The following is a 21,057-nucleotide window of genomic DNA, read 5'->3' on the forward strand; positions in this document are numbered from 1 at the left end:
CAGTTTCCTCCTCAATTTTTTCATTAAACAGGGCGAACGACTATTCGTGATCCTTCGACTTTCACAACTTTCACTTTCGTGTTATTTTCGATAAAGCTGCCGTCCGCAACAACATCAAGGCGTTCATCGTCAATCTTGACCGTTCCGGATGGCCTTAACGGTGTGACTGTTACTCCTTCGCGGCCGATTAATTCCAATCTGTTTACATTTGAGACATAGCCGCTTTCTGTATTCGTCGAATCGGTTAATATGAATTTCCTAAATATATTCACTCTCTTACCAAACACCTTTAACATGATAATGATTAATAGGAACGCTAGTGCCAGGGCAGTGACAATGGACATTCCCATTTGGATGACGTCTTCACCCGCAAGCAGCATACTGCCAATGACCGCGGCTGTTCCCAGGATTCCCAATATTCCACCTGCAACAAAAACTTCCGCAGCAATTAGTATGAGCCCGACAACAAACAATAGAATGGATTCATATCCGGCAAAACCTGCGACATAGTGCCCATAAAAGAACAGCAGCAATGCGGAAATTCCCATTCCTCCCGGCAGTCCGAAACCAGGGGTATACAGTTCAAGTACGAGCCCAAGGCTCGCAATTGTCAAAAGAATCGGAACAACAACAGGATTGGTAATCAGCCTTGCAAGCGATTCGGCAAAAGCCGGCTTGATCGTATGGACCTTGGCATCCTCCATTCCCAGGTCTTTGAGCAATTCATCCATATTGTTGACGGTTCCCTCGGAATAGCCCACCTTCAACGCCTTGTCGGCTTCAAGTGTCAAAAGTTTCCCATTTTCTTTCAAATCAGGAAGATCAATTTTCTTGCTGGCCATCGCCTTGGCGATTTCGGGGTCACGCTTGCTCCTTTTCGCGGCGGCTTCCATTGCAGCAAGCCACATGCTCTCAGCTTTTTCACCGGCAGTGTTGCCTTGCTGGTCGATGACGGCGGCAGCGCCCATGACAGCATTTGGCGTCATATAGATTTTATCTGTATGAAGGGCTATATACGAACCTGCCGAAATGGCCCATGAATTTACGAATGTGACCGTTTTCACATCCGCATTGGCAATCCTGTTTCCAATATCACGGGCGGCATCCACTGCGCCTCCCGGAGTGTTCATATCAAAAACGATCAGGTCCGCATTTTCTTTCTCTGCCGTATTGATGGCCCTGTCCAAAAAAGCATAAAGGCCTTTTTCGACATCATCTTTGATCGGGATGACGTATACATTCTTTTCCTTGCCTTCAGCCTGAACGGGAAGAATTAATATGAGCCCCGCCAAAATGAGAAAAACTGAAGCAAAAATCCTTTTCAACAATATCCCCTCCCTTCAAAAACCCGTCATTTACATTACGATTTGCAAGGGAAAAAGTTTCAAAGTTTCTCCTTCCAATTATACCTGAAATTTTCAAGAAATGCTCGAGCGCCGTGTCGGGCGTCCAAACAGGACGGTTCCTCGGGAAAGAGATATTATGTAACACCGGTCCCCAACAGCAAAGCCGGAAAGCGTAAGCTTTCCGGCTTTCATTCCTGTTTATGACAGATGCCGTTGGACAAGCCTGCTGACGAGTGCTCCGTCCGCTTTTCCTTTTACTTTAGGCATCAAGGCACCCATCACTTTGCCCATATCAGCCTTGGTTGAAGCTCCTGTATCAGCAATCGCTTTTCGAACGAGCTCTTCCACTTCTTCTTCGGACAGCTGTTCCGGCATATAGTTACTAACAAATTCAAGTTCTTCTCTAATTTTCTGGGCGAGATCTTCACGTCCAGCTTTTTCAAATTCGTGGAGGGAATCTTTACGCTGCTTCACTTCGCGAGAAAGGACTGTCAACTCTTCATCTTCTGATAATTGCTTATGGCCCTGCTTGATTGCTTCGTTTTGCAATGAAGCCTTGAGCATGCGGATGACAGAGAGCTTTTCTTTTTCTTTGCTTTTCATCGCCTGCTTCATATCTTCGTTTAATCGATCAAGAAGACTCATTGGTCCACCCTCTTATTATTTGCGTTTTCTTGCGGCTTCAGATTTTTTCTTGCGCCTAACGCTTGGTTTTTCATAAAACTCGCGTTTTCTAAATTCTTGTAGGGTCCCTGTTTTGGAAACAGTACGTTTAAAACGGCGAAGAGCATCCTCAAGAGATTCATTTTTGCGAACTACTGTTTTTGACATCTAACTTTCCCTCCCTCCGAACGTAGCGATCACATGCCAATGGAACAAAATCCATGTACTTAGCAATTATATTATAACACTTATTTCAGGTCAACGGATTGAGCATGGTATTTGATTTTTTCGCATGTCCGTGGGTTTGATCCCATATCATTCAATAGGGGTGAGGACATGCTCTACATTTTTTTATTTTTTTTATTGGCCGGCTGCTTCTTGCTCGGCATGACCTGGATGAGAATCGGGCTCTTCAATTTATCGGGAAGCGCACTTGAACGCTGGCTCCGGAATGCAACCAGCACACCGTTAAAAAGCATGATCGCCGGCATCTTCATGACAGTCATCCTTCAAAGCAGTTCAGCCGTGACAGTCATTGCCGTCGGTCTTGTATCCGCCAGGATTTTGACATTTCCCCAGACGATCGGCATTGTGCTTGGAACAAATATCGGGACTACCGTCACTTTAGAAATTCTGTCCTTTGATTTGTCTGTCGTCATCATTCCGCTTTTATCAGCCGGTACTTTCTGCCTGTTCTTTCGAAGCGTCAAAATTAGAAGCACCGGGTTTATTTTTATGGGAATCGGCATTATTTTTGCCTCTATGAACGGCTTCGGCTGGCTGTCCAGTCCCTTGACAAGCATCGGCCATGTACATAGTTTGATCGGCCACATGGAAGGGAGTATGTTTTCCGCTTTTATGATTGGTGTTATACTGACGGCTGTCATTCAGTCGAGTACCGTTGTGACAGGCATTGCCATGAGTTTTATCGGATCAGGCGTTTTCAGCCTGGAAACCGGCATCCTGATTATGATGGGGTCCAATATCGGCACCTGTTCCACAGCACTATTAGCGGGCATTGGTGCGGGAAATGAAGCGCGGCTTACTGCCTATGCACATTTGTGGCTGAATATTATCGGAGTGCTGGCCTTTTTGCCGTTCATATCTAATTTGGCCGAATGGAGCATCTCTCTGACTTCAAATCCGGAAACCCAGCTGGCCCATGCCAGTGTCATATTCAATATCATTTGTTCAGCGGCTGTGCTTCCATTTGCCAATCAGTTTGGACAATTCATTATGAAACTTCATAAAAAGAAACAATGAAACCGTTGAAAATTGATACCCAAAAATGCACGCGGCGATTCACGTGCATTTTTACTAGACAGTTTTTATAACATCATAAAATGACAGCTATCGCAACTGCGCCTGCAGTTATGACTACACTGAGAATCTTGACATAAGGGGGAAGGGACTCCCTCCCCTTTTCGTTCACCTTTTCTTCTTTTTCATTGACCACTTTGCGGTACTCCGGACTGCAGCATCCCATTACGCCACCCTGTTCCAATTAGAGATATCGTCTTCAAGCGGAAGATTATTTGCACGGTTTTTCTTCGCTGCAGCAAAGAAGAGGGCCACCAGTATGGCAGAGCCGATAAAGCCACCTATCCAAGAAACATTCATTGGAAGATTAAAGCCGATTGGCGCATTTAAAATATATGTGATGACCATTATCAGCATAAATGTCCCGGGAATGAGCGAAATAAAGTAATTTTTCTTTGCCACGTAAAGATACATCGCTCCTACAAACAAAGCAATAACTGCAGTCGACTGGTTTGCCCAGCTAAAATATCTCCAAAGTACGTTAAAATCGATCTGTGTCAGCACAACCGAAATGGCAAAGAGCGGGACAGCAATCCACAAGCGGCTGCTGAATTTCTTCTGGGCAATATTAAAGTATTCTGCAATGATCATGCGGGCACTTCGGAAAGCTGTGTCCCCTGAGGTAATCGGCAGAACGACAACTCCGAGGACGGCAAGCGTACCGCCAATCGCTCCGAGCATTGCAACAGAAACCTCACTTACAACTGCACCAGGACCGCCGGCTGCCAATACATCATTCAACCCATCATAACCGCCAAATAAGCTCATTCCTGCAGCGGCCCAGATCATTGCAATGATGGCTTCCGCAATCATCATACCGTAGAAAATTTTACGGCCTTGTTTTTCCTTCTGTGTCGTACGCGAAATGATCGATGTTTGTGTTGCATGGAATCCGGAAAGCGCTCCGCAAGTAATCGTGAAAAAGATTAATGGGAAAACCGGCAAATGATCAGGATGGAAATTTTGCAAAGACAGCTCAGGGATTGGTGCCCCTGTTACTACAAGCCCTATTCCCACTCCAACTGCACTGATTAAAAGCAGCGCCCCGAAATAAGGATAAAGACGCCCGATAATTTTATCAATAGGCATCAATGTAGCCAAAATATAGTAAAAGAAAACGGCGGCGATAATTATCCCGAGCGCAACCTTCCCATTCATTAAAACATGTAGAAGGCTTGCGGGTGTTGAAACAAAAACAGTACCAACCAAAAGAAGAAGCAAGACCGCAAATGCATTGACGACATGCTTCATCACTTTTCCTAAAAACTTGCTGGCAAGTTCAGGCAAATGAGCTCCGCGGTTGCGGATGGAAATCATGCCGGTCAGATAGTCGTGGACAGCCCCGGCAAAAATGGCCCCGATTACAATCCAGATAAAAGCCACGGGTCCGTAAAGCGCCCCCATGATCGGACCGAAAACAGGACCGGTACCGGCGATATTAAGAAGCTGAATCAAAGAGTTCTTGGAGGTGCTCATCGGAATATAGTCCACGCCATCAGCATTTACATATGCAGGCGTAGCCCGTTCCTCTTTCACACCAAAAACCTTTTCGACAAATTTTCCATAGGTAAAATACCCTAGTATTAAAAGGGCAATCCCTGCTAAAAATGTATACATAAGCCTCCCCCTTCTATTAAAAAGAATGAATGCGTTTACATTTATAGTATACTAAAGAAAATGGAGGCCGGCAATTAACGCGGCCCCAATTTTTCCGTTTGGCAATTCATTGCATATTGACGATTTTTGGACCAGAGCTTGTCCCTATTCTGGTTGCTCCAGCATTGATCATCTTTACAGCGTCCTCATGTGAGCGGACACCTCCAGATGCCTTCACTCCCATTTGGCTGCCGACGGCTTCACGCATGAGCTTCACATCCCGTTCTGTTGCACCCCCGTTTGAAAAACCCGTCGAGGTTTTAACAAAATCGGCTCCGGCTTTCTTTGCAATTTTGCAGGCAACCTTTTTCTCTTCATCAGATAATAGGCATGTTTCAATGATCACCTTGACAAGCGCCTTCCCTTCCGCTGCAGCCGTGACAGCCCGGATATCGTTTTCAACAAGGGCCAGATCTCCGCTTTTCAATGCTCCGATATTGATCACCATATCCACTTCCTGCGCGCCCTTATCAATGGCGTCTTTCGTTTCAAATGCTTTTACATCAGGTGTAGAGGCTCCCAGCGGAAATCCGATGACCGTACAAACTTTGACATCCGTTCCTTTCAAGTAGGCTGCTGCATCTTCAATCCAAGCCGGATTGACACAAACGGAGGCAAATTGATGTTCTTTGGCTTCTTCACACAAACCTAAGATCTGTTCCTTTGTTACCTCAGGTTTTAATAAAGTATGATCTATCATCTGGGCCATATTATTTGGAATCATCTTATATCCTCTCCTGGTTTTTATTGTTGAAAAAACTGCAGCCATCGCTGCAGTTTCATTTATACTACCATAGAAGCCGGGGCATCTTCATCCATTACACGGACAAATTGCCCTTCGCAATATGGGTATCCCGCTTTTGTTATTTTGACTTTGACGAGCTTGCCGACCATTTCTTCGGCCGCTTGGAACACAACTTTTAAATAGTTGTCCGTGTACCCTTCATATAAGCCGCTGTCAGGATCATCCTTGAAAGGCTCCTCCGGAATGACTTCAAGAACCTCGTCCTCAAATCTTGAGGCATATTCTTTTGCCAATTGATCGGAAAGCGCGATTAAGCGGTGAACGCGCTCATTCTTCACACTTTCATCGATCTGGTCCTTCATTCTGGCTGCCGGTGTCCCCGTTCTCATGGAATAAGGGAAAACGTGCAGCTCTGAAAATTTATGTTCTTTTACAAAATTGTACGTCTCCATGAATTCTACTTCTGTTTCACCGGGAAACCCGACGATAACATCAGAGGTGATCGCCAGATCAGGCAATGCTTTCTTTAAGAGCTCCAGGCGCTCGTCGAAAAATTCCATTGTATATTTGCGGCGCATTCTCTTCAAAACAGTATTTGAACCGGATTGGAGCGGGATGTGCAAATGCCTTACAACCAGATTGGATTTGTCGATAACATCAATGACCTCATCTGTTAACTGGCTTGCTTCAATGGAAGAAATCCTGAGTCTTTTCAACCCTTTTACGTTTGCTTCCAAATCCCGGAGCAAAGCGGCCAGATTGTAATCCTTCATGTCTTCCCCGTAGCCGCCTGTATGGATGCCGGTCAACACAATTTCTTTGTACCCTGCATCTACAAGCTGCTGTGCCTGGCGGATGACTTCCTGCGGTTCGCGGGAACGCATGAGTCCGCGCGCCCACGGAATGATGCAGAACGTACAGAAATTGTTGCAGCCTTCCTGGATTTTCAGGGAAGCGCGCGTACGGTCGGTGAATGACGGAACATCCAATTCCTCATACACCCGATTTTTCATAATATTGCCTACGCCATTGATCGGCTGGCGTTCTTTCTTATACTGCTCAATATAATCAAGCATTTTTACCCGATCCTGTGTCCCGACAACGACATCTACACCGGGAATCGCCATGATTTCCGCCGGTGATGTTTGGGCATAGCACCCTGTCACACAAATGACGGCATCAGGGTTTTTACGAATCGCACGGCGGATTACCTGGCGGCTCTTTTTATCACCTGTATTGGTGACCGTGCATGTATTGATGACATAAACGTCAGCGGTCTCTTCGAATTCCACCCGTTCATATCCATTTTGTTTAAACAGCTGCCAAATGGCTTCCGTTTCATAGTGGTTGACTTTGCAGCCTAATGTATGAAATGCCACAAGAGACATTAGATCACCTCATTAATTCAAAATGATAGGAAACAGCGGATAATGCATATAATGGAGCTGTCTCCGTCCTTAAAATCCTTGGGCCCAGCCCGACCAAATCAAAACCATGGGCTTGCAGCTGCTCCGTTTCTTCTTCTTCAAACCCGCCTTCCGGACCGAAAACCAACAAAATACGGCTATCGGGTTCAGCGGAAGAAAGCATATGTGCCAAGCCGCTTTTTTCTCCATTTTTCGCCGCTTCCTCATATGCAGCCGCCCTATGGTCAAATTTGTCCCCGAATGCAAGAAGCTGTTTGAATGAAAAAGGCTGCGAAATTTCCGGGACCTTTTGGCGATGGGATTGCTCTGCTGCCTCTTTCGCTATTTTTTTCCATCTTTCAAGCTTTCTCGGGGCTTTTTTCTCTTCCCATTTTACAACGGAGCGGGCAGCAATGAAAGGGACAAATTGTGAAGCGCCCAGTTCCGTCCCTTTTTGAATGATCCACTCCCATTTATCCCCTTTAGGCAGCCCGCTCGCAATCGTCACGTAAACCGGGAGCTCCTTTAGTTTTTCCTCCCATTGCCCAATCCGGATTTCTACGCTGGCATCACGAATTCCTTCTATAATTCCTATTCCGGCCTCTCCACTGCCAAAGACCACATAAAGGGGATCCCCCTGCTTCATTCTCATGACGCGGGTAATATGATGAAAATCTGTACCGGAAATAACGGCCGTTGTCTGTCCATTAAACGGCTCATTTATAAAATACCGCTGCATTTCTTCACCTCTAGTTCAACGCCTGGCAATAAATGTGACCCAATCTTTCATTTTAATCGTTTCTTCAATTGTAAAGCCTGCCTTTTGAAGCGCCGCCTTCACATCATCGAACTTTTGCTCAATAATGCCGGAGGTTATGAAAAAGCCGCCCTTTTTAACTGCCTTCAAGGCGTCATCGGCAAAGGAAATGATCACTTCAGCCAATATGTTTGCAACAACGGCATCCGCTTGTTCAGCGATTCCGTTTAAAAGATCATTCCGCTCAACCGTTACTGTTTCATCCACATGATTCAGAGAAATATTTTGGCGCGCCGCTTCCACAGCCACCTCATCCAGGTCCAGCGCTTTTACTTCCTTTGCGCCGAGCAATGCGGCTGCTATGCTCAATACCCCGGAACCAGTCCCCACATCAATAATGGTGTCGCCCTTTTTCACGGTCTTTTCAAGAGCCTGTATGCACATGGCCGTTGTCGGATGCGTTCCAGTGCCAAATGCCATGCCAGGGTCGAGTTCTATAATCAGTTCATCCTCTTCCGGCGTATATTCTTCCCATGTCGGGACAATTGTAAAGCGGTCTGAGACTTTTACAGGATGATAATATTTTTTCCAGGCTGTTGCCCAATCTTCTTCCTTGACATCAGAAAGGTTGACTTTATTCTCTCCTATGTCAATGCCAAACTCTTTGAGATTTGAAATATTTTGTTTGATTCTATCTAGTGTCTCATTTAGTTTCGAAGTTTTGGGAAGATACGCTTTGATGATGACTCCTTGTTCAGGAAAATCATTGGGGTTAAGTTCATATATTTCCCCAAACCGGTTTTCCCTTACCCGCAAAAAGTCGGCCCGGTCCTCGATGGCCAATCCGCTGACGCCCGCCTCGTATAAAATATGGCTGATCGGTTCCACCGCTTCATTTGCAGTGAGTATACTGATTTCAGTCCAATTCATATAACTGCTCCATTCTTAATCGCCTTTAAAAGCACGTTTCATTTTTCCAAAAAAGCTTTCGTCCTGTTCATCAGGCGCGTTCCCGCTTATTTCCGCAAACTCGCGGAGCAGTTCTTTTTGCCTTTCGTTCAGCTTCGTCGGGGTAACAATTTTAACGAGTACATGCTGATCGCCTTTTCCGAATCCACGTACATTTTGTACACCTTTGTCACGCAGCCTGAATCTTGTTCCAGTCTGGGTGCCTGCAGGTATTTTCAGCTTTACTTTACCATAGAGTGTCGGGACTTCTATTTCATCACCGAGTGAAGCCTGGACAAAAGTAATCGGCATTTCACAATAGATATCATCCCCGTCCCGCTCAAAAAATTCATGCGGCCTTACATGAAAGACGATAAAGAGATCCCCGGGAGGGCCTCCATTTACGCCCGGCTCTCCTTGGCCCGCCACGCGCATCTGCTGGCCGTCGTCAATCCCTTTGGGTATCTTGACATTGATTTTTTTCCTTCTTTTTATTTTTCCTTCCCCATGGCATGTGCCGCATCTCTCTTTGACGATTTTGCCCGTTCCGTGACAATGCTGGCAAACTCTCCTGTTGACGATCCTTCCAAATGGTGTTTCCTGTTCAATGTTCAACTGGCCTGTTCCGTGGCAATGATGGCAGGTTTCAGGATTTGTCCCGGGTTTTGCACCTGATCCGTTGCATGTGTCACATGTTTCCTCCCTGGGGATTTCAATGACAGTCTCCTTTCCGAAGATGGCTTCTTCGAAAGTGAGTGTCATCGTATACTGTAAATCAGCCCCCTGCCTTGGCGCATTGGGATCCCTGCGGCCTCCCCCGAAGAAGGTGCTGAAAATATCCTCAAATCCGCTGAAGCCGCCAAAATCAGCTCCGCCTCCAAACCCGCCGAATCCGCCTTGCGGCCCTTCGTGTCCGAACTGGTCGTACTGGGCTCTTTTTTGATCATCACTTAACACTTCATAGGCTTCCGATATTTCCTTGAACTTTTCGTCGGAGCCCTGTTCTTTGTTTATATCCGGATGATATTTTTTTGAGAGCCTTCTATAGGCTTTTTTTATTTCATCTTTAGAAGCGTTTTCCGATACGCCAAGCACTTCATAATAGTCCCTTTTGCTCATGTTTCCACACTCCCGATCTATTCACATAACGTTCATTTTACCATATTTGACTTATACAATGAAAGAAGAAACACGCTTATTCCGGATAATGAAATAAAAGTCAAAGCCCGTGCAGCGGGCTTTGACTTTGGCAGCATTTTTATTTTGATTCTTTGTCATCGTTGACTTCTTCAAATTCCGCATCAACGACGTTGTCGTCTCCGGCGGTATTCGCCTCTTCCCCGCCACTCTGCTGGGCTTGCGCTTGTTTCGCAGCTTCTTCATACAGCTTGACGGAAAGGTTTTGGACAATCTCTTGCAGGGCATCTTTCTTCTCACGGATTTCAGCTGTGTCATTCTTCTCAACAGCGGCCTTCAATGCATCTTTTGCTTCCTTTGCTTTCTTGGCCTCCGCTTCGTCCACTTTACCCTCAAGTTCTTTTAAAGTTTTTTCTGTTGTAAAGATCAGCTGGTCAGCTTCGTTTCTAAGTTCCACTTCTTCTTGGCGCTTCTTGTCTTTTTCCGCATTTTCCTCGGCTTCTTTGATCATCCGCTCAACTTCTTCCTCTGAAAGGCCTGAAGAAGATTTGATTGTAATGTTCTGCTCTTTGCCGGTTCCAAGGTCTTTGGCGCTTACGTTCACGATACCGTTTTTGTCGATATCGAATTTAACTTCGATTTGCGGAATGCCGCGGGGCGCAGGCGGAATATCGGTCAATTGGAACCTTCCGAGCGTCTTGTTGTCTGCAGCCATCGGACGCTCACCCTGCAGTACATGAATATCAACAGCTGTCTGGTTGTCGGCAGCAGTGGAGAATACCTGCTGCTTGGATGTCGGGATCGTTGTATTTCTTTCGATCAATTTAGTGAAGACACCGCCCATTGTTTCAATCCCAAGTGATAGCGGTGTGACGTCAAGAAGCACCACATCTTTAACGTCTCCGGACAATACGCCGCCTTGAATGGCCGCACCCATTGCCACTACTTCATCCGGATTCACCCCTTTATGGGGATCTTTGCCGGTTTCCTTGCGGATCGCTTCCTGAACAGCCGGAATCCGTGTAGAACCCCCGACGAGGATGACCTTATCAATCTCCGAGGCTGTTTTTCCGGAATCTTTGATAGCCTGGCGTGTAGGAGCCATTGTTTTTTCCACAAGTCCGGATGACATTTCCTCGAATTTCGCCCGGGTCAACGTCACTTCAAGATGGAGCGGTCCTGACTCTCCAGCCGTGATAAACGGAAGTGAAATTTGAGTCTGCGTAACTCCGGACAAATCTTTCTTCGCTTTTTCCGCAGCATCTTTCAACCTTTGCAGAGCCATTTTATCCTGGGAAAGATCAATCCCGTTGTCTTTCTTAAATTCCTGCACAAGGTAATCAATGATGACCTGGTCAAAGTCATCTCCGCCCAAGCGGTTATCTCCGGCTGTCGCCAACACTTCAAATACGCCGTCGCCCAGTTCAAGAATGGAAACGTCAAATGTACCGCCGCCCAGGTCATATACTAAAATCGTCTGGTCTTCATCTGTTTTTTCCAGTCCGTATGCAAGTGCCGCCGCGGTCGGTTCGTTGATGATCCTTTCTACTTCAAGGCCGGCAATTCTGCCGGCATCTTTCGTAGCTTGACGCTGCGAGTCGTTGAAATAAGCCGGAACAGTGATGACAGCTTTTTCCACTTTTTCGCCCAGGTAGTCTTCGGCATATGATTTCAAATATTGAAGGATCATCGCCGATAATTCTTGGGGCGTATATTTTTTCCCCTCAATCTCTTCCGTATAATCCGTACCCATATGGCGTTTGATGGATATGACTGTATTAGGGTTGGTGATGGCCTGGCGCTTCGCAACCTCCCCAACTTGAATCTCTCCATTTTTAAAAGCAATGACCGAAGGGGATGTACGGTTTCCTTCCGGATTTGGAATTACTTTCGGTTCCCCGCCTTCAAGCACTGCCACACATGAGTTTGTCGTTCCCAAGTCAATACCAATGATCTTGCTCATGCTCACATAACCTCCTTAACAATATGTACCTGGCTATTTGCTCACTTTGACCATTGCTGGTCTGATGACTCGATCTTTCAATATATATCCTTTTTGGAATTCTTCCAACACGATATTTTCTTCTGTTCCATCTTCCTCGGCCTGCATGACCGCCTGGTGAAGGTTTGGATCGAACTCGCTGCCGACTGCCTCAATTTGCTCGGCACCTTCGGTCTTTAAAGCTTCAATGATGCTTCTATAAACCATTCCAACACCTTCAAGCAGCGCTTTTGTCTGTTCATTATCAGGTTCGATCTGCATGGCTCTTTCAAAGTTATCAATTGCAGGAAGAAGATTCGTGATCAAGTGCTGTGCTCTATATTTTTCATCCGCTTCCCTTTCAAGTTTGGTACGGCGGCGGAAATTATCAAAATCTGCAAGCAGACGCAAATAGCGGTTTTCTTTCTCTTCAAGCTGTTCTTCGAGCTCCTTGATTTTACTTACCAGCTCTTGTTCCCGTTCATCTTCTTGATCCGAAGGAGACTGGACGCTGTCAGCTTGCTCATTCTCTTGACCGCTTTGGTCTTCAGGCTTAACATCATTATTTATTGCCGTATCTTCTTGATTCAAATCTTCCGGCTTTAACGTTTCTTTAGATTCTTCGTGCAATGTCTTCACCTCCTTAAATTGAAATGCGATAGGCGGCCGTTCAGGGGCGACAAGCGCTGCAGGGCAAACCAGTGAAGTCGCTCTTTGACTTCATTGGTTTGACCGAAGCGACCTCGAGCCCCTGCCGCCTAAAGCTGGACAATGAAAAGCGTAAGCGCCTGTCCATCGACGTACAGACTTGATTTTTTTCAATAAAGAAGGGAAATTAGCAAATCGCTAATTCCCATTCCAGCTTTTTCGTCTGACTTTCGTCTAACTTTCGTTAAACATTTTTGTTAATGCTTCGCTCATATCCCTGCTTAAAAAGTCAAGCAGGCCGATCACTCTGGAATATTCCATCCTGGTGGGTCCCAAAATGGCAATTGTTCCGACAGGCTCTTGTCCAATGGAGTAAGTTGCGGTTATAAGGCTGCAGTCTTCCATGGCCATGTTTTTATTTTCTTTTCCGATCTTTACATGTATCCCATGGGGAATATGCTTGAAAAGCTCATAGATCCCCTCTTCCTTTTCGATCATGTTCATCAAAGACCGGACTTTATTAATATTATGGAATTCCGGCTGATTTAACATATTAGTCTTTCCGCCGAAAAATATTTTTTCATTGCCCGGCATATCCAGTGTTTTTAAAATAGACTTCAGCAGCTTATCGTATTGATGGATATTCTGCCTCAAAATTTCTGCCACTTCATACTCAATTTTAGCCTTTAATTCCGAAATCGGCACTCCGGCAAGCTTTTGATTCAAAATATTGACGAGCTTCTCAACATTTCCTGGCGCATAGTTTTCCGGCAGGGAAAATATCTTGTTTTCCACATGGCCGGTATCCGTTATGATGACGGCAACCGCTTTTTCACCGGAAAGCGGAACAATTTGCATGCGCTTCAGCTTGTTTTCCTTGACTGCAGGGCCAAGGAGTATGGCGGTGTAGTTTGTCAGCTCTGACAAAACGCTGGCAGATCGCTGTACAATATCTTCGAGCTCATATATCTTCTCTGCAAAGATGGAATGGATCAGCTGTCTCTCGTGGGCACGGAGCATTTCCGGCGCCAATAGATGATCAACGTAATACCTGTACCCCTTCTCAGACGGTATGCGCCCCGATGAAGTATGGGTTTTTTCAATGTATCCGTATTCCTCCAAATCTGCCATTTCGTTGCGGATCGTTGCCGAACTTAGATTTATTTCTTCCCTTTTCGACAATTTTCCCGAGCCGATGGGTTGGGCAGACCTGATAAAATCATCAATAATGGCTTGCAGTATGAGTAGTTGACGATCTGTAAGCACCATTCATCACCTCTGTTAGCACTCTGTCCCAGTGAGTGCTAAATCTAATATAAAAGTAACAAAATGACCCATTGATGTCAACGAATAATTACTCGTTTTACAAGTGGCTTTTGATTAAATAAGAAACGTTTGAAACACTTCATTTCCAAGAAAAAGGCCTTGGTGAGTCAGTCGAATACTGTCGTTCTTCTCTTCAACCCAGCCTTTAGATTTCAAATCTTCGATCTGCTTTTGGAATAATTCCTTTGGATTGATTGAAAACTTCTTTTTGAAATGGGAAATGCTGACTCCTGTCCTTTTTCTTAAGCCGAGAAACATCTCTTCTTCCATCTTTTCCCGATCCGTCACTTCATGTTTTTCGAATATCGGGAGAAGGCCCTTCCCTAATGGCTCCATATATTTTTTCAAAGGCCCGTAATTTGAGTACCGTATACCGTTAACATATCCATGGGAACCGGCGCCAAAACCAAAATATTCATCGTTGTTCCAATAAACAAGGTTATGGGTGCTTTGGAAACCCGGTTTTGAAAAATTGCTTATTTCATATTGCTGCAGACCGCTTTTTTCCATCTGTTCGATTAATATTTCATACATTGCCGCTTCCTGGTCTTCCCCCGGCAAATTAAGCTTTCCCTTTCTCAACAAATTATAAAAGACCGTCTTCGGCTCAACAATGAGGGAATAACCCGAATAATGCGGAAGATCCAGCTCAATGGCCTTTTTGAGAGTATCTGAAAAGTCTTCCATCGCCTGGCCTGGCAATGCATAAATCAAATCGATGCTTATATTTGAAAATCCGGCCTGCCGGGCTTGGTTGATAGAACGGTAGACATCCTCCACTTCGTGTGACCGGCCTATTTTTTTTAACAGTTCATTATTGAACGATTGGACGCCAAAGCTGAGCCTGTTGACGCCATAATTTGATAATACTTCCAGTTTTTCTTTGGTAAGATCACCGGGATTGGCTTCAAAAGTGAACTCCCCATTTTCAGAAAGAGGGAGGTGTTTTCGAATTGCGGAGCAAAGCGCGTCCAGCTGTCTTTCGTTCAGGGCAGTTGGCGTACCGCCGCCCACAAATATAGTGTTCAGTCTCATATCCGGAAACCGGTCTCTGTATAATTCGAATTCTTTTTCCAGCATTCCGAGGTATTCATCCACCGGCTGGCCTTGCATAAAAAATTTATTAAAATCGCAGTAGTGGCATATATGCTCACAAAAAGGTATATGGATATAGGCTGAATACATTTTTTTCACGACCTTGTTCAACTTGATTGGCGAAAAAAGAAAGGGTACAAGCAAGAGACAACTCTCCCTTTCTTTTATTGGGCTGATTGCGTCTTATTTAGACCCGGAGTCATTCATTCTTAAGACAGCCATGAATGCTTCCTGCGGAACCTCAACAGATCCCACTTGCTTCATCCGTTTCTTCCCTTCTTTCTGCTTCTCAAGAAGTTTCCGTTTCCGGGAGATGTCCCCACCGTAACATTTCGCCAGAACATTTTTCCGCATCGCCTTAATGGTGGACCTTGCGACGATCTTCTGGCCGATTGCCGCCTGGACAGGCACCTCGAACTGTTGGCGCGGAATCAGCTCTTTCAATTTTTCCACAATGGCTTTTCCGCGTTCGAAGGAAAAATCTTTATGGACAATAAAGCTGAGAGCATCCACCTTTTCTCCATTTAACAAAATGTCCATTTTCACAAGATTGGACGGTTTGTAGCCAATCGGTTCGTAGTCAAACGAAGCATAGCCCTTCGTGTTGGATTTTAAAAGGTCAAAGAAATCATAGACGATTTCTGCGAGTGGAATTTCATAGACGACATTTACCCTGATTTCATCCAGATACTGCATATCTATGAAATGCCCCCGCTTTTCCTGTGCCAATTCCATGACGGCCCCTACATAATCATTCGGCACCATCATCGATGCTTTTACATACGGCTCTTCGACCCTGTCTATTTTCTGCGCATCCGGCATATTGGCGGGGTTATCAACCGAAACTTGCATCCCGTCATTCATGTAAACCTTATATATTACACTGGGGGCAGTGGTGATCAAATCGATTTTAAATTCGCGTTCGATCCGCTCCTGGATGATTTCCATATGCAAAAGGCCCAGGAAGCCGCAGCGAAATCCGAAGCCAAGCGCCTGTGATGTTTCCGCCTCGTATTCGAGGGACGAATCATTCAATTCAAGCTTTTCTAGGGCCTCTCTCAAATCATTGAATTTAGCCGAATCGATGGGATAAAGCCCGCAGAAAACCATCGGATTCATTTTCCGGTAACCTGGAAGCGGCTCGTTTGCCGGATTCGCTGCACTTGTAATCGTGTCACCGACCCGAGTATCTGCCACATTTTTAATGGATGCTGTAACGAAACCGACATCTCCCACAGTCAATTCGTCAACAAGCATCGGCTTCGGCGCATGGACCCCGACTTCTGCCACTTCAAACTCCTTGCCGGTTGCCATCATCCTTATTTTATCCCCTGCCTTGATTGTACCTTCCATCACACGAATGGACGCGATGACTCCCCTGTAAGCATCGTAAAGAGAATCAAATATGAGAGCTTTCAGCGGGGCATCCGGATCTCCTTCGGGTGCCGGCACTTTCTCCACTATTTGCTCAAGTATATCCTCAATCCCGATTCCTGCTTTTGCCGATGCAAGCACGGCATCGGAGGCATCCAGGCCGATGACATCTTCGATTTCCTTGCGGACCCTTTCAGGATCGGCCGCAGGAAGGTCGATTTTATTGATGACAGGTACAATTTCCAAATCATTGTCAAGGGCCAGATAAACGTTGGCGAGCGTCTGGGCTTCGATCCCCTGCGCCGCATCCACAACAAGGATCGCTCCTTCGCAGGCAGCCAGGCTTCTTGATACTTCATACGTAAAATCGACGTGCCCCGGAGTATCGATCAAATGAAAGATATACTCCTCTCCATCCCTTGCCTTATATGTCAATTGGACTGCATTCAATTTTATTGTTATGCCCCGCTCCCGTTCCAGATCCATGGAATCCAGCAATTGGTTCTTCATTTCCCTTGAGGACAGGGCTTCTGTCTTTTCAAGGATGCGGTCAGCCAAAGTGGATTTCCCATGGTCGATGTGGGCAATAATTGAAAAGTTGCGGATTTTTTCTTGTCTTTTCTGTCTGTCAGTATGGTTCATTTTTCTCACTCCTGTTGATAGGCACATGTCCACTAGGTTAGATTATATCAGCCCTACTCTCAATTCACAAAAAAAAGCACATATAAGAATATGCGCAATTTTTCATGTGAATCAAGACATTTAGCCCTTAAAAAGGTTCATAATAAAATCTATCAAAAATTTCGCAGTCTCTTTTACAAAAGAAGACAGCGCTTTTCCCATGGAAGAGAAAAAATTGTAGGTTTCGATATCTTCCAGTTCTTTCTTTTTCTTGGCAAGTTCCTCTGCATGGTCAATTTCATTCCCCAAAAAGGCAGCCTCGATTTTCCCATCCTCACTCTCGCTTATATGGACCGGAGGCGGAAGCGCCGTATCTTCATAACCTTTCATGCCCTGCATTCCCTGGTGGGCTTTTTCCATGCCGATAAAGACTCCTACAAACAGGACAATCGCCAAAAGCAGAAATTTCAACATAAACTTAACCAAACCGCCTCACCTCCGTCCCGAGCTACTCTATTAATTATTTATGTAAGTGAGAGTATTAATAGAACCGGGAAGTCCATCACCGGGTTTTAAATCCGGCATCTTTTTTATCGACAGACGAATGGAGTCCTGCGTTTAAACCTGCAGCAATCAGATTAGCCATGTCTTCAACAAATACATCCACCTCTTTCGGTGTAACCATCAGGTTATGCCCAAGCGGTGCCAGTACCTCGTGGATCAGCCTTCTTTTTTCTTCATCATCCAGCATCCCGACAATTCCCATGAATGTTTTCCTTTGGTCCTCGCCCGGCAAATCCTGTTCCGTAAGATTCTTCTTTTTGCCGAATGTCAGGCCCGCCGGCGCCAGCGACCTTGAAGGCTGGCCTGATTCTTTCATTTCCCTTCCGAAGTGCTTCAAAATATAATCAATCGTATCGCTTGTAATGGTTACGGCATCGACCACTGTCGGCACACCAATGGAAATTACCGGTATCCCCAACGTCTCTTTGCTCAGTTCCTTTCTTTTGTTGCCGACCCCTGAGCCCGGGTGGATACCGGTATCTGAAATTTGGATGGTTGAATTGACCCTTTCAATAGAACGGGATGCCAGCGCATCGATCGCTATAATAAAATCCGGTTTTGATTTTTCGGCTACCCCAAAAATGATATCGCTCGTCTCAATTCCTGTGATCCCCATCACTCCAGGGGAAATGGAACTGACCGGCCTATAGCCCTCGTCAACATTCTGCGCCTCAAGTTCAAACAGATGCCTCGTAATAATTAAGTGGTCACACACTCTCGGTCCAAGCGAATCAGGCGTCACATTCCAGTTGCCAAGGCCGACAACAAGACAGCTCGCTGATTTTGGCAGGCCCAGCTCCGTTAAAAAGCGGCTGAATTCCGCTGCAAAAATTTCCTGCACCTTTTGCTGAAGGACAGTGTCCTGGCTTCTGATCCCTTGTACCTCAACCGTTACATAATTCCCGGCCTTTTTTCCAATCTGTTCCTCACCTTCGGGGGTTATTTTAACAGAGGAGATTTTTACCCCATCCCGATCCCGCTCTTCCACCATGACTCCGTTTACTTCACGCTGCCCCTTTTTTTCCAATTGGCCGACAGCCATTTCAAATGCTTCTTTTGCCAAATCAGTCCTGACGTTATACCGGCTTAAATCCAATTCATTATCTTTCAATGTACAAGATTCCTCCTCGCTGGTCGTCTTATCATTCATCTTCTCCGTTCATGGGATGATTCATTCACAAAGGCAAGACGGATTGTCATTTAATATTGCAATATTGAAGCCCGTTTGGTAAAATACTCTTGTTCTATTGGATAACGAATGGGCAAATCGAATGGTCTGCAGGAGGTGAACGAAATGCCAAACATTAAATCTGCGATTAAACGTGTAAAAATCAATGAATATAAAAACGAACAAAATGCAGCATTTAAATCAGCAATGCGTACAGCCGTCAAAAAGTTTGAAACTGCTGTTGCACAAAATGATGAAAACGCGAAAGATCTTTTCAAAAATGCAGTCAAGCAATTGGACAAAGCTGTCACAAAAGGAATCATTCATAAAAATACAGCCAACCGCCAAAAAGCTCGCTTGGCTAAAAAACTTAGCGCAATTGGCGCTTAAGAACAAAATCGCTTACGCGACTAACTCACGACCCAAGTGATGATTAATCACTTGGGTTCTCTCTCGCCTCAATCATGGTGCCATTACACTTTGGGCAATGTAATTTCACTTCTTCTCCTTTGTTTAAGTCCACACTAAATTCGCCGATGATATATTCGGGAACTTCATCGGTTGTATTGCAATCCAGGCACCGGAAAATGACAATCTCCAAGTCTTCGTCTAACCCAAAAGGGTCTTCCCCTTTTAGCCAGTCTTCCAGATCCTCCTGTTGATTTTTTCTGCTAGACAAGCCCGTATTCCCTCCATTTCTTATACGTTTCGGTTTCTTGCATGTAATGATAGATCCACCCATAATCACTGTGCCATATCCCAACCAGGTCCATCTCTCTTTTGCAATGGGGGCATTCAAAAGGATCTTCTTCGAAGGAGTCAATCATTCTTTGCCTATATGACTTTTTTCTTCGCTTTGACTCCAACACAAAAGCAATTTGCCTAGTGCGCATGAACGCATGCAGACTTAGCGCCTGTGTGGCCTTACGGTAAGACCGTCTGCTGTACAGCCCGTAACGTCCAACCATGCGAAAATGCTTGGGCGGGATGTGCTGTAGAACTTCAAATATGAATCTGAACACGCTCACTTTTTTATCTATCCGCTTCCCGCTCTTATGATCCTCATACCAGTAATGGACCCTCTCGCCATCATAATTCTCTATCCGGTATTCCGCGATAGCTGGCCGGGCGAGATACCGACCTATATACCTGGCGACCCCTTTGGCATTTGTAATTCTCTTTTCGGCATTCACATAAAAACCTTTGGGATACCTTTGATACAACTCATTTACAAGCTCGCTCATCTGTTGGTTACCCGGAAACCATTTCTTTATTAGATCAAGGACAACCTTTTGCCATGATTTCCTCAGGTAATCATAAGGAATATACCCACCACTTGATACCCATTCGTTCTTATTATCCAAAGCTCCCTCGGTGACAAGCGCATGAATATGGGGATTAAATTTTAAATCTCGTCCAAATGTATGTATAACCGTAATAATCCCAGAGCGCAATCCTCTTTTTTTGCTTCTTTGATAATTGTGATATTGAAACACTTCGGCTACTTGCTTGCTTAATTCATTAAGCTTTTTTCGATCGTGATAAAAAACATTTCTTAGTTCCTTGGGGAGGGTAAACACCATATGGCGGTGGGGCACATTAAAAATCATATCCTGTTGTTTATCTGACCATTCATCCGTATACTTTTTTCCGCAACCATGGCAAAAACGGCTTTTACAGGTGAAACATACAAACTTAGGGGCAGGATTCCCTTCACAGCCAAGACATTCATAGCGGGCATATCCCATATCCCGCGTCCCACACTTAATGGTTTTCTCTACCGTTTCTTTGATGTGTCCGCGATAAGCTGCAGGGAAAAGGCTGTCGTGCATCTCCCAAAAACCCGAGAAATGATCTTTTAATATTTGTTTGATGACACCACTGCCTCTACCCTTCATCCTAACTCACCACCAAATAGTTAAACAAATTTTACCACAAGTTATCCACAGGCACAGAATTTTATAATTTCCTCACTAGCGTTGCATAAAGAATAAAAAGCATAGTCAAGCATTGATTTTCTATACTTAGGGTAAGTGACTGAATTTCCAGATTATGGCTGATTCTATTTGAAGAAAAAAAGACAACTGGGATTCAAAGGTAGCCTTTCATCCATTTTTTACCAGTTTATTTAAATGAGTGGATCATAGGTTAGATCGTCTAAATGTGAAACATCCCCTTCTTCGTATTGTGCCAAGGTCTCTTCAAAAATACGTTGGTGCCACAACCTTCGTCGACCGTTAGAAGTTCGTTCCGGTTCCTTGAATATCTCTGCTATAAAGGCTTCAATCTTTTGGTCCCACAG

21 protein-coding genes are annotated in these 21,057 nt (G+C 45.1%); 2 read left to right on the forward strand and 19 right to left on the reverse strand.

The window, feature by feature from the left end:
- Positions 1-23 precede the first annotated feature (23 nt).
- The 3 genes from FS666_RS00910 to rpsU form a co-directional block, all read right to left on the reverse strand.
- Entirely contained in the window at positions 24-1,325 is a 1,302-nt protein-coding gene (locus FS666_RS00910; protein ID WP_144462873.1) for an NfeD family protein, read from the reverse strand.
- A 219-nt stretch (positions 1,326-1,544) separates the two neighbouring features.
- A complete protein-coding gene (locus tag FS666_RS00915; protein ID WP_120068594.1) occupies positions 1,545-1,991 on the reverse strand; it encodes a GatB/YqeY domain-containing protein in 447 nt (148 codons plus the stop codon).
- Positions 1,992-2,006: 15 nt separating this feature from the next.
- Positions 2,007-2,177 (reverse strand): 30S ribosomal protein S21, encoded by a 171-nt coding sequence (gene rpsU, locus FS666_RS00920; RefSeq protein WP_120068597.1) that lies wholly within the window; start codon positions 2,175-2,177, stop codon positions 2,007-2,009.
- A 168-nt stretch (positions 2,178-2,345) separates the two neighbouring features.
- On the opposite strand from rpsU, the gene FS666_RS00925 reads away from it, so the two are divergent.
- A complete protein-coding gene (locus tag FS666_RS00925; RefSeq protein WP_144462871.1) occupies positions 2,346-3,272 on the forward strand; it encodes a Na/Pi symporter in 927 nt (308 codons plus the stop codon).
- Between the two features lie 73 nt (positions 3,273-3,345).
- On the opposite strand, the gene FS666_RS19615 is transcribed toward FS666_RS00925, so the two are convergent.
- The 14 genes from FS666_RS19615 to gpr all read right to left on the reverse strand — a co-directional run bounded on the left by FS666_RS19615 (position 3,346) and on the right by gpr (position 18,737).
- The gene (locus tag FS666_RS19615; RefSeq protein WP_164876247.1) at positions 3,346-3,495 is read right to left on the reverse strand and encodes a hypothetical protein; all 150 of its coding nucleotides are present in this window, start codon (positions 3,493-3,495) and stop codon (positions 3,346-3,348) included.
- Positions 3,495-4,946 (reverse strand): carbon starvation CstA family protein, encoded by a 1,452-nt coding sequence (locus FS666_RS00930; protein ID WP_144462869.1) that lies wholly within the window; start codon positions 4,944-4,946, stop codon positions 3,495-3,497. The genes FS666_RS19615 and FS666_RS00930 overlap by 1 nt, the downstream gene beginning before the upstream one ends.
- 106 nt (positions 4,947-5,052) lie before the next feature.
- A complete protein-coding gene (deoC, locus tag FS666_RS00935; RefSeq protein ID WP_390614513.1) occupies positions 5,053-5,709 on the reverse strand; it encodes a deoxyribose-phosphate aldolase in 657 nt (218 codons plus the stop codon).
- Between the two features lie 59 nt (positions 5,710-5,768).
- Positions 5,769-7,118: a tRNA (N(6)-L-threonylcarbamoyladenosine(37)-C(2))-methylthiotransferase MtaB gene (gene mtaB / locus FS666_RS00940; RefSeq protein ID WP_144462867.1), complete on the reverse strand. Its 1,350-nt coding sequence runs from the start codon at positions 7,116-7,118 to the stop codon at positions 5,769-5,771.
- A gap of 4 nt (positions 7,119-7,122) precedes the next feature.
- A complete protein-coding gene (locus FS666_RS00945; protein WP_144462865.1) occupies positions 7,123-7,875 on the reverse strand; it encodes a 16S rRNA (uracil(1498)-N(3))-methyltransferase in 753 nt (250 codons plus the stop codon).
- Between the two features lie 15 nt (positions 7,876-7,890).
- Positions 7,891-8,823 carry a 50S ribosomal protein L11 methyltransferase gene (gene prmA, locus FS666_RS00950; RefSeq protein WP_144462863.1) on the reverse strand — a complete coding sequence of 311 codons (933 nt, stop codon included), beginning with the start codon at positions 8,821-8,823 and terminating at the stop codon, positions 7,891-7,893.
- A 15-nt stretch (positions 8,824-8,838) separates the two neighbouring features.
- Complete coding sequence (gene dnaJ, locus FS666_RS00955; protein WP_144462862.1) at positions 8,839-9,960, reverse strand: molecular chaperone DnaJ; 1,122 nt, start codon at positions 9,958-9,960, stop codon at positions 8,839-8,841.
- A 139-nt stretch (positions 9,961-10,099) separates the two neighbouring features.
- Complete coding sequence (dnaK, locus tag FS666_RS00960; RefSeq protein ID WP_144462860.1) at positions 10,100-11,941, reverse strand: molecular chaperone DnaK; 1,842 nt, start codon at positions 11,939-11,941, stop codon at positions 10,100-10,102.
- A 33-nt stretch (positions 11,942-11,974) separates the two neighbouring features.
- Complete coding sequence (grpE, locus tag FS666_RS00965) at positions 11,975-12,589, reverse strand: nucleotide exchange factor GrpE (protein ID WP_144462858.1); 615 nt, start codon at positions 12,587-12,589, stop codon at positions 11,975-11,977.
- A gap of 252 nt (positions 12,590-12,841) precedes the next feature.
- Positions 12,842-13,873, reverse strand: a complete 1,032-nt coding sequence (hrcA, locus tag FS666_RS00970; protein WP_120068993.1) for a heat-inducible transcriptional repressor HrcA — start codon at positions 13,871-13,873, stop codon at positions 12,842-12,844.
- A gap of 114 nt (positions 13,874-13,987) precedes the next feature.
- Positions 13,988-15,118: a radical SAM family heme chaperone HemW gene (hemW, locus tag FS666_RS00975; protein ID WP_144462893.1), complete on the reverse strand. Its 1,131-nt coding sequence runs from the start codon at positions 15,116-15,118 to the stop codon at positions 13,988-13,990.
- 93 nt (positions 15,119-15,211) lie between these two features.
- Entirely contained in the window at positions 15,212-17,044 is a 1,833-nt protein-coding gene (gene lepA / locus FS666_RS00980; protein WP_144462856.1) for a translation elongation factor 4, read from the reverse strand.
- A 120-nt stretch (positions 17,045-17,164) separates the two neighbouring features.
- Positions 17,165-17,509 carry a YqxA family protein gene (locus tag FS666_RS00985; protein WP_144462854.1) on the reverse strand — a complete coding sequence of 115 codons (345 nt, stop codon included), beginning with the start codon at positions 17,507-17,509 and terminating at the stop codon, positions 17,165-17,167.
- A gap of 76 nt (positions 17,510-17,585) precedes the next feature.
- Positions 17,586-18,737: a GPR endopeptidase gene (gene gpr, locus FS666_RS00990; RefSeq protein WP_390614519.1), complete on the reverse strand. Its 1,152-nt coding sequence runs from the start codon at positions 18,735-18,737 to the stop codon at positions 17,586-17,588.
- Positions 18,738-18,881: 144 nt separating this feature from the next.
- On the opposite strand from gpr, the gene rpsT reads away from it, so the two are divergent.
- Positions 18,882-19,145, forward strand: coding sequence for a 30S ribosomal protein S20 (gene rpsT, locus FS666_RS00995; protein WP_144462850.1), 264 nt, complete (start codon positions 18,882-18,884; stop codon positions 19,143-19,145).
- A gap of 43 nt (positions 19,146-19,188) precedes the next feature.
- On the opposite strand, the gene FS666_RS01000 is transcribed toward rpsT, so the two are convergent.
- Positions 19,189-19,434, reverse strand: a complete 246-nt coding sequence (locus FS666_RS01000; RefSeq protein ID WP_244943810.1) for a hypothetical protein — start codon at positions 19,432-19,434, stop codon at positions 19,189-19,191.
- A complete protein-coding gene (locus FS666_RS01005) occupies positions 19,427-20,653 on the reverse strand; it encodes an IS91 family transposase (protein WP_144462848.1) in 1,227 nt (408 codons plus the stop codon). The genes FS666_RS01000 and FS666_RS01005 overlap by 8 nt, the downstream gene beginning before the upstream one ends.
- Between the last annotated feature and the right edge of the window lie 404 nt (positions 20,654-21,057).

The organism is Siminovitchia fortis (assembly GCF_007681465.1).
GTDB classification, from domain to species: Bacteria; Bacillota; Bacilli; order Bacillales; family Bacillaceae_C; genus Siminovitchia; species Siminovitchia fortis.

What these genes read in the sequence shown, in the direction of transcription:
- hemW (WP_144462893.1), bottom strand. Translation starts at nt 15,118, where the DNA reads ATGTATTCAGCCTATATCCATATACCTTTTTGTGAGCATATATGCCAC.
- FS666_RS00930 (WP_144462869.1), bottom strand. Translation starts at nt 4,946, where the DNA reads ATGTATACATTTTTAGCAGGGATTGCCCTTTTAATACTAGGGTATTTT.
- FS666_RS00925 (WP_144462871.1), top strand. Translation starts at nt 2,346, where the DNA reads ATGCTCTACATTTTTTTATTTTTTTTATTGGCCGGCTGCTTCTTGCTC.
- dnaK (WP_144462860.1), bottom strand. Translation starts at nt 11,941, where the DNA reads ATGAGCAAGATCATTGGTATTGACTTGGGAACGACAAACTCATGTGTG.
- deoC (WP_390614513.1), bottom strand. Translation starts at nt 5,709, where the DNA reads ATGATTCCAAATAATATGGCCCAGATGATAGATCATACTTTATTAAAA.
- gpr (WP_390614519.1), bottom strand. Translation starts at nt 18,737, where the DNA reads ATGAATGATAAGACGACCAGCGAGGAGGAATCTTGTACATTGAAAGAT.
- prmA (WP_144462863.1), bottom strand. Translation starts at nt 8,823, where the DNA reads ATGAATTGGACTGAAATCAGTATACTCACTGCAAATGAAGCGGTGGAA.
- dnaJ (WP_144462862.1), bottom strand. Translation starts at nt 9,960, where the DNA reads ATGAGCAAAAGGGACTATTATGAAGTGCTTGGCGTATCGGAAAACGCT.
- FS666_RS19615 (WP_164876247.1), bottom strand. Translation starts at nt 3,495, where the DNA reads ATGGGATGCTGCAGTCCGGAGTACCGCAAAGTGGTCAATGAAAAAGAA.
- rpsT (WP_144462850.1), top strand. Translation starts at nt 18,882, where the DNA reads ATGCCAAACATTAAATCTGCGATTAAACGTGTAAAAATCAATGAATAT.
- FS666_RS00945 (WP_144462865.1), bottom strand. Translation starts at nt 7,875, where the DNA reads ATGCAGCGGTATTTTATAAATGAGCCGTTTAATGGACAGACAACGGCC.
- FS666_RS01005 (WP_144462848.1), bottom strand. Translation starts at nt 20,653, where the DNA reads ATGAAGGGTAGAGGCAGTGGTGTCATCAAACAAATATTAAAAGATCAT.
- lepA (WP_144462856.1), bottom strand. Translation starts at nt 17,044, where the DNA reads ATGAACCATACTGACAGACAGAAAAGACAAGAAAAAATCCGCAACTTT.
- FS666_RS00915 (WP_120068594.1), bottom strand. Translation starts at nt 1,991, where the DNA reads ATGAGTCTTCTTGATCGATTAAACGAAGATATGAAGCAGGCGATGAAA.
- mtaB (WP_144462867.1), bottom strand. Translation starts at nt 7,118, where the DNA reads ATGTCTCTTGTGGCATTTCATACATTAGGCTGCAAAGTCAACCACTAT.
- rpsU (WP_120068597.1), bottom strand. Translation starts at nt 2,177, where the DNA reads ATGTCAAAAACAGTAGTTCGCAAAAATGAATCTCTTGAGGATGCTCTT.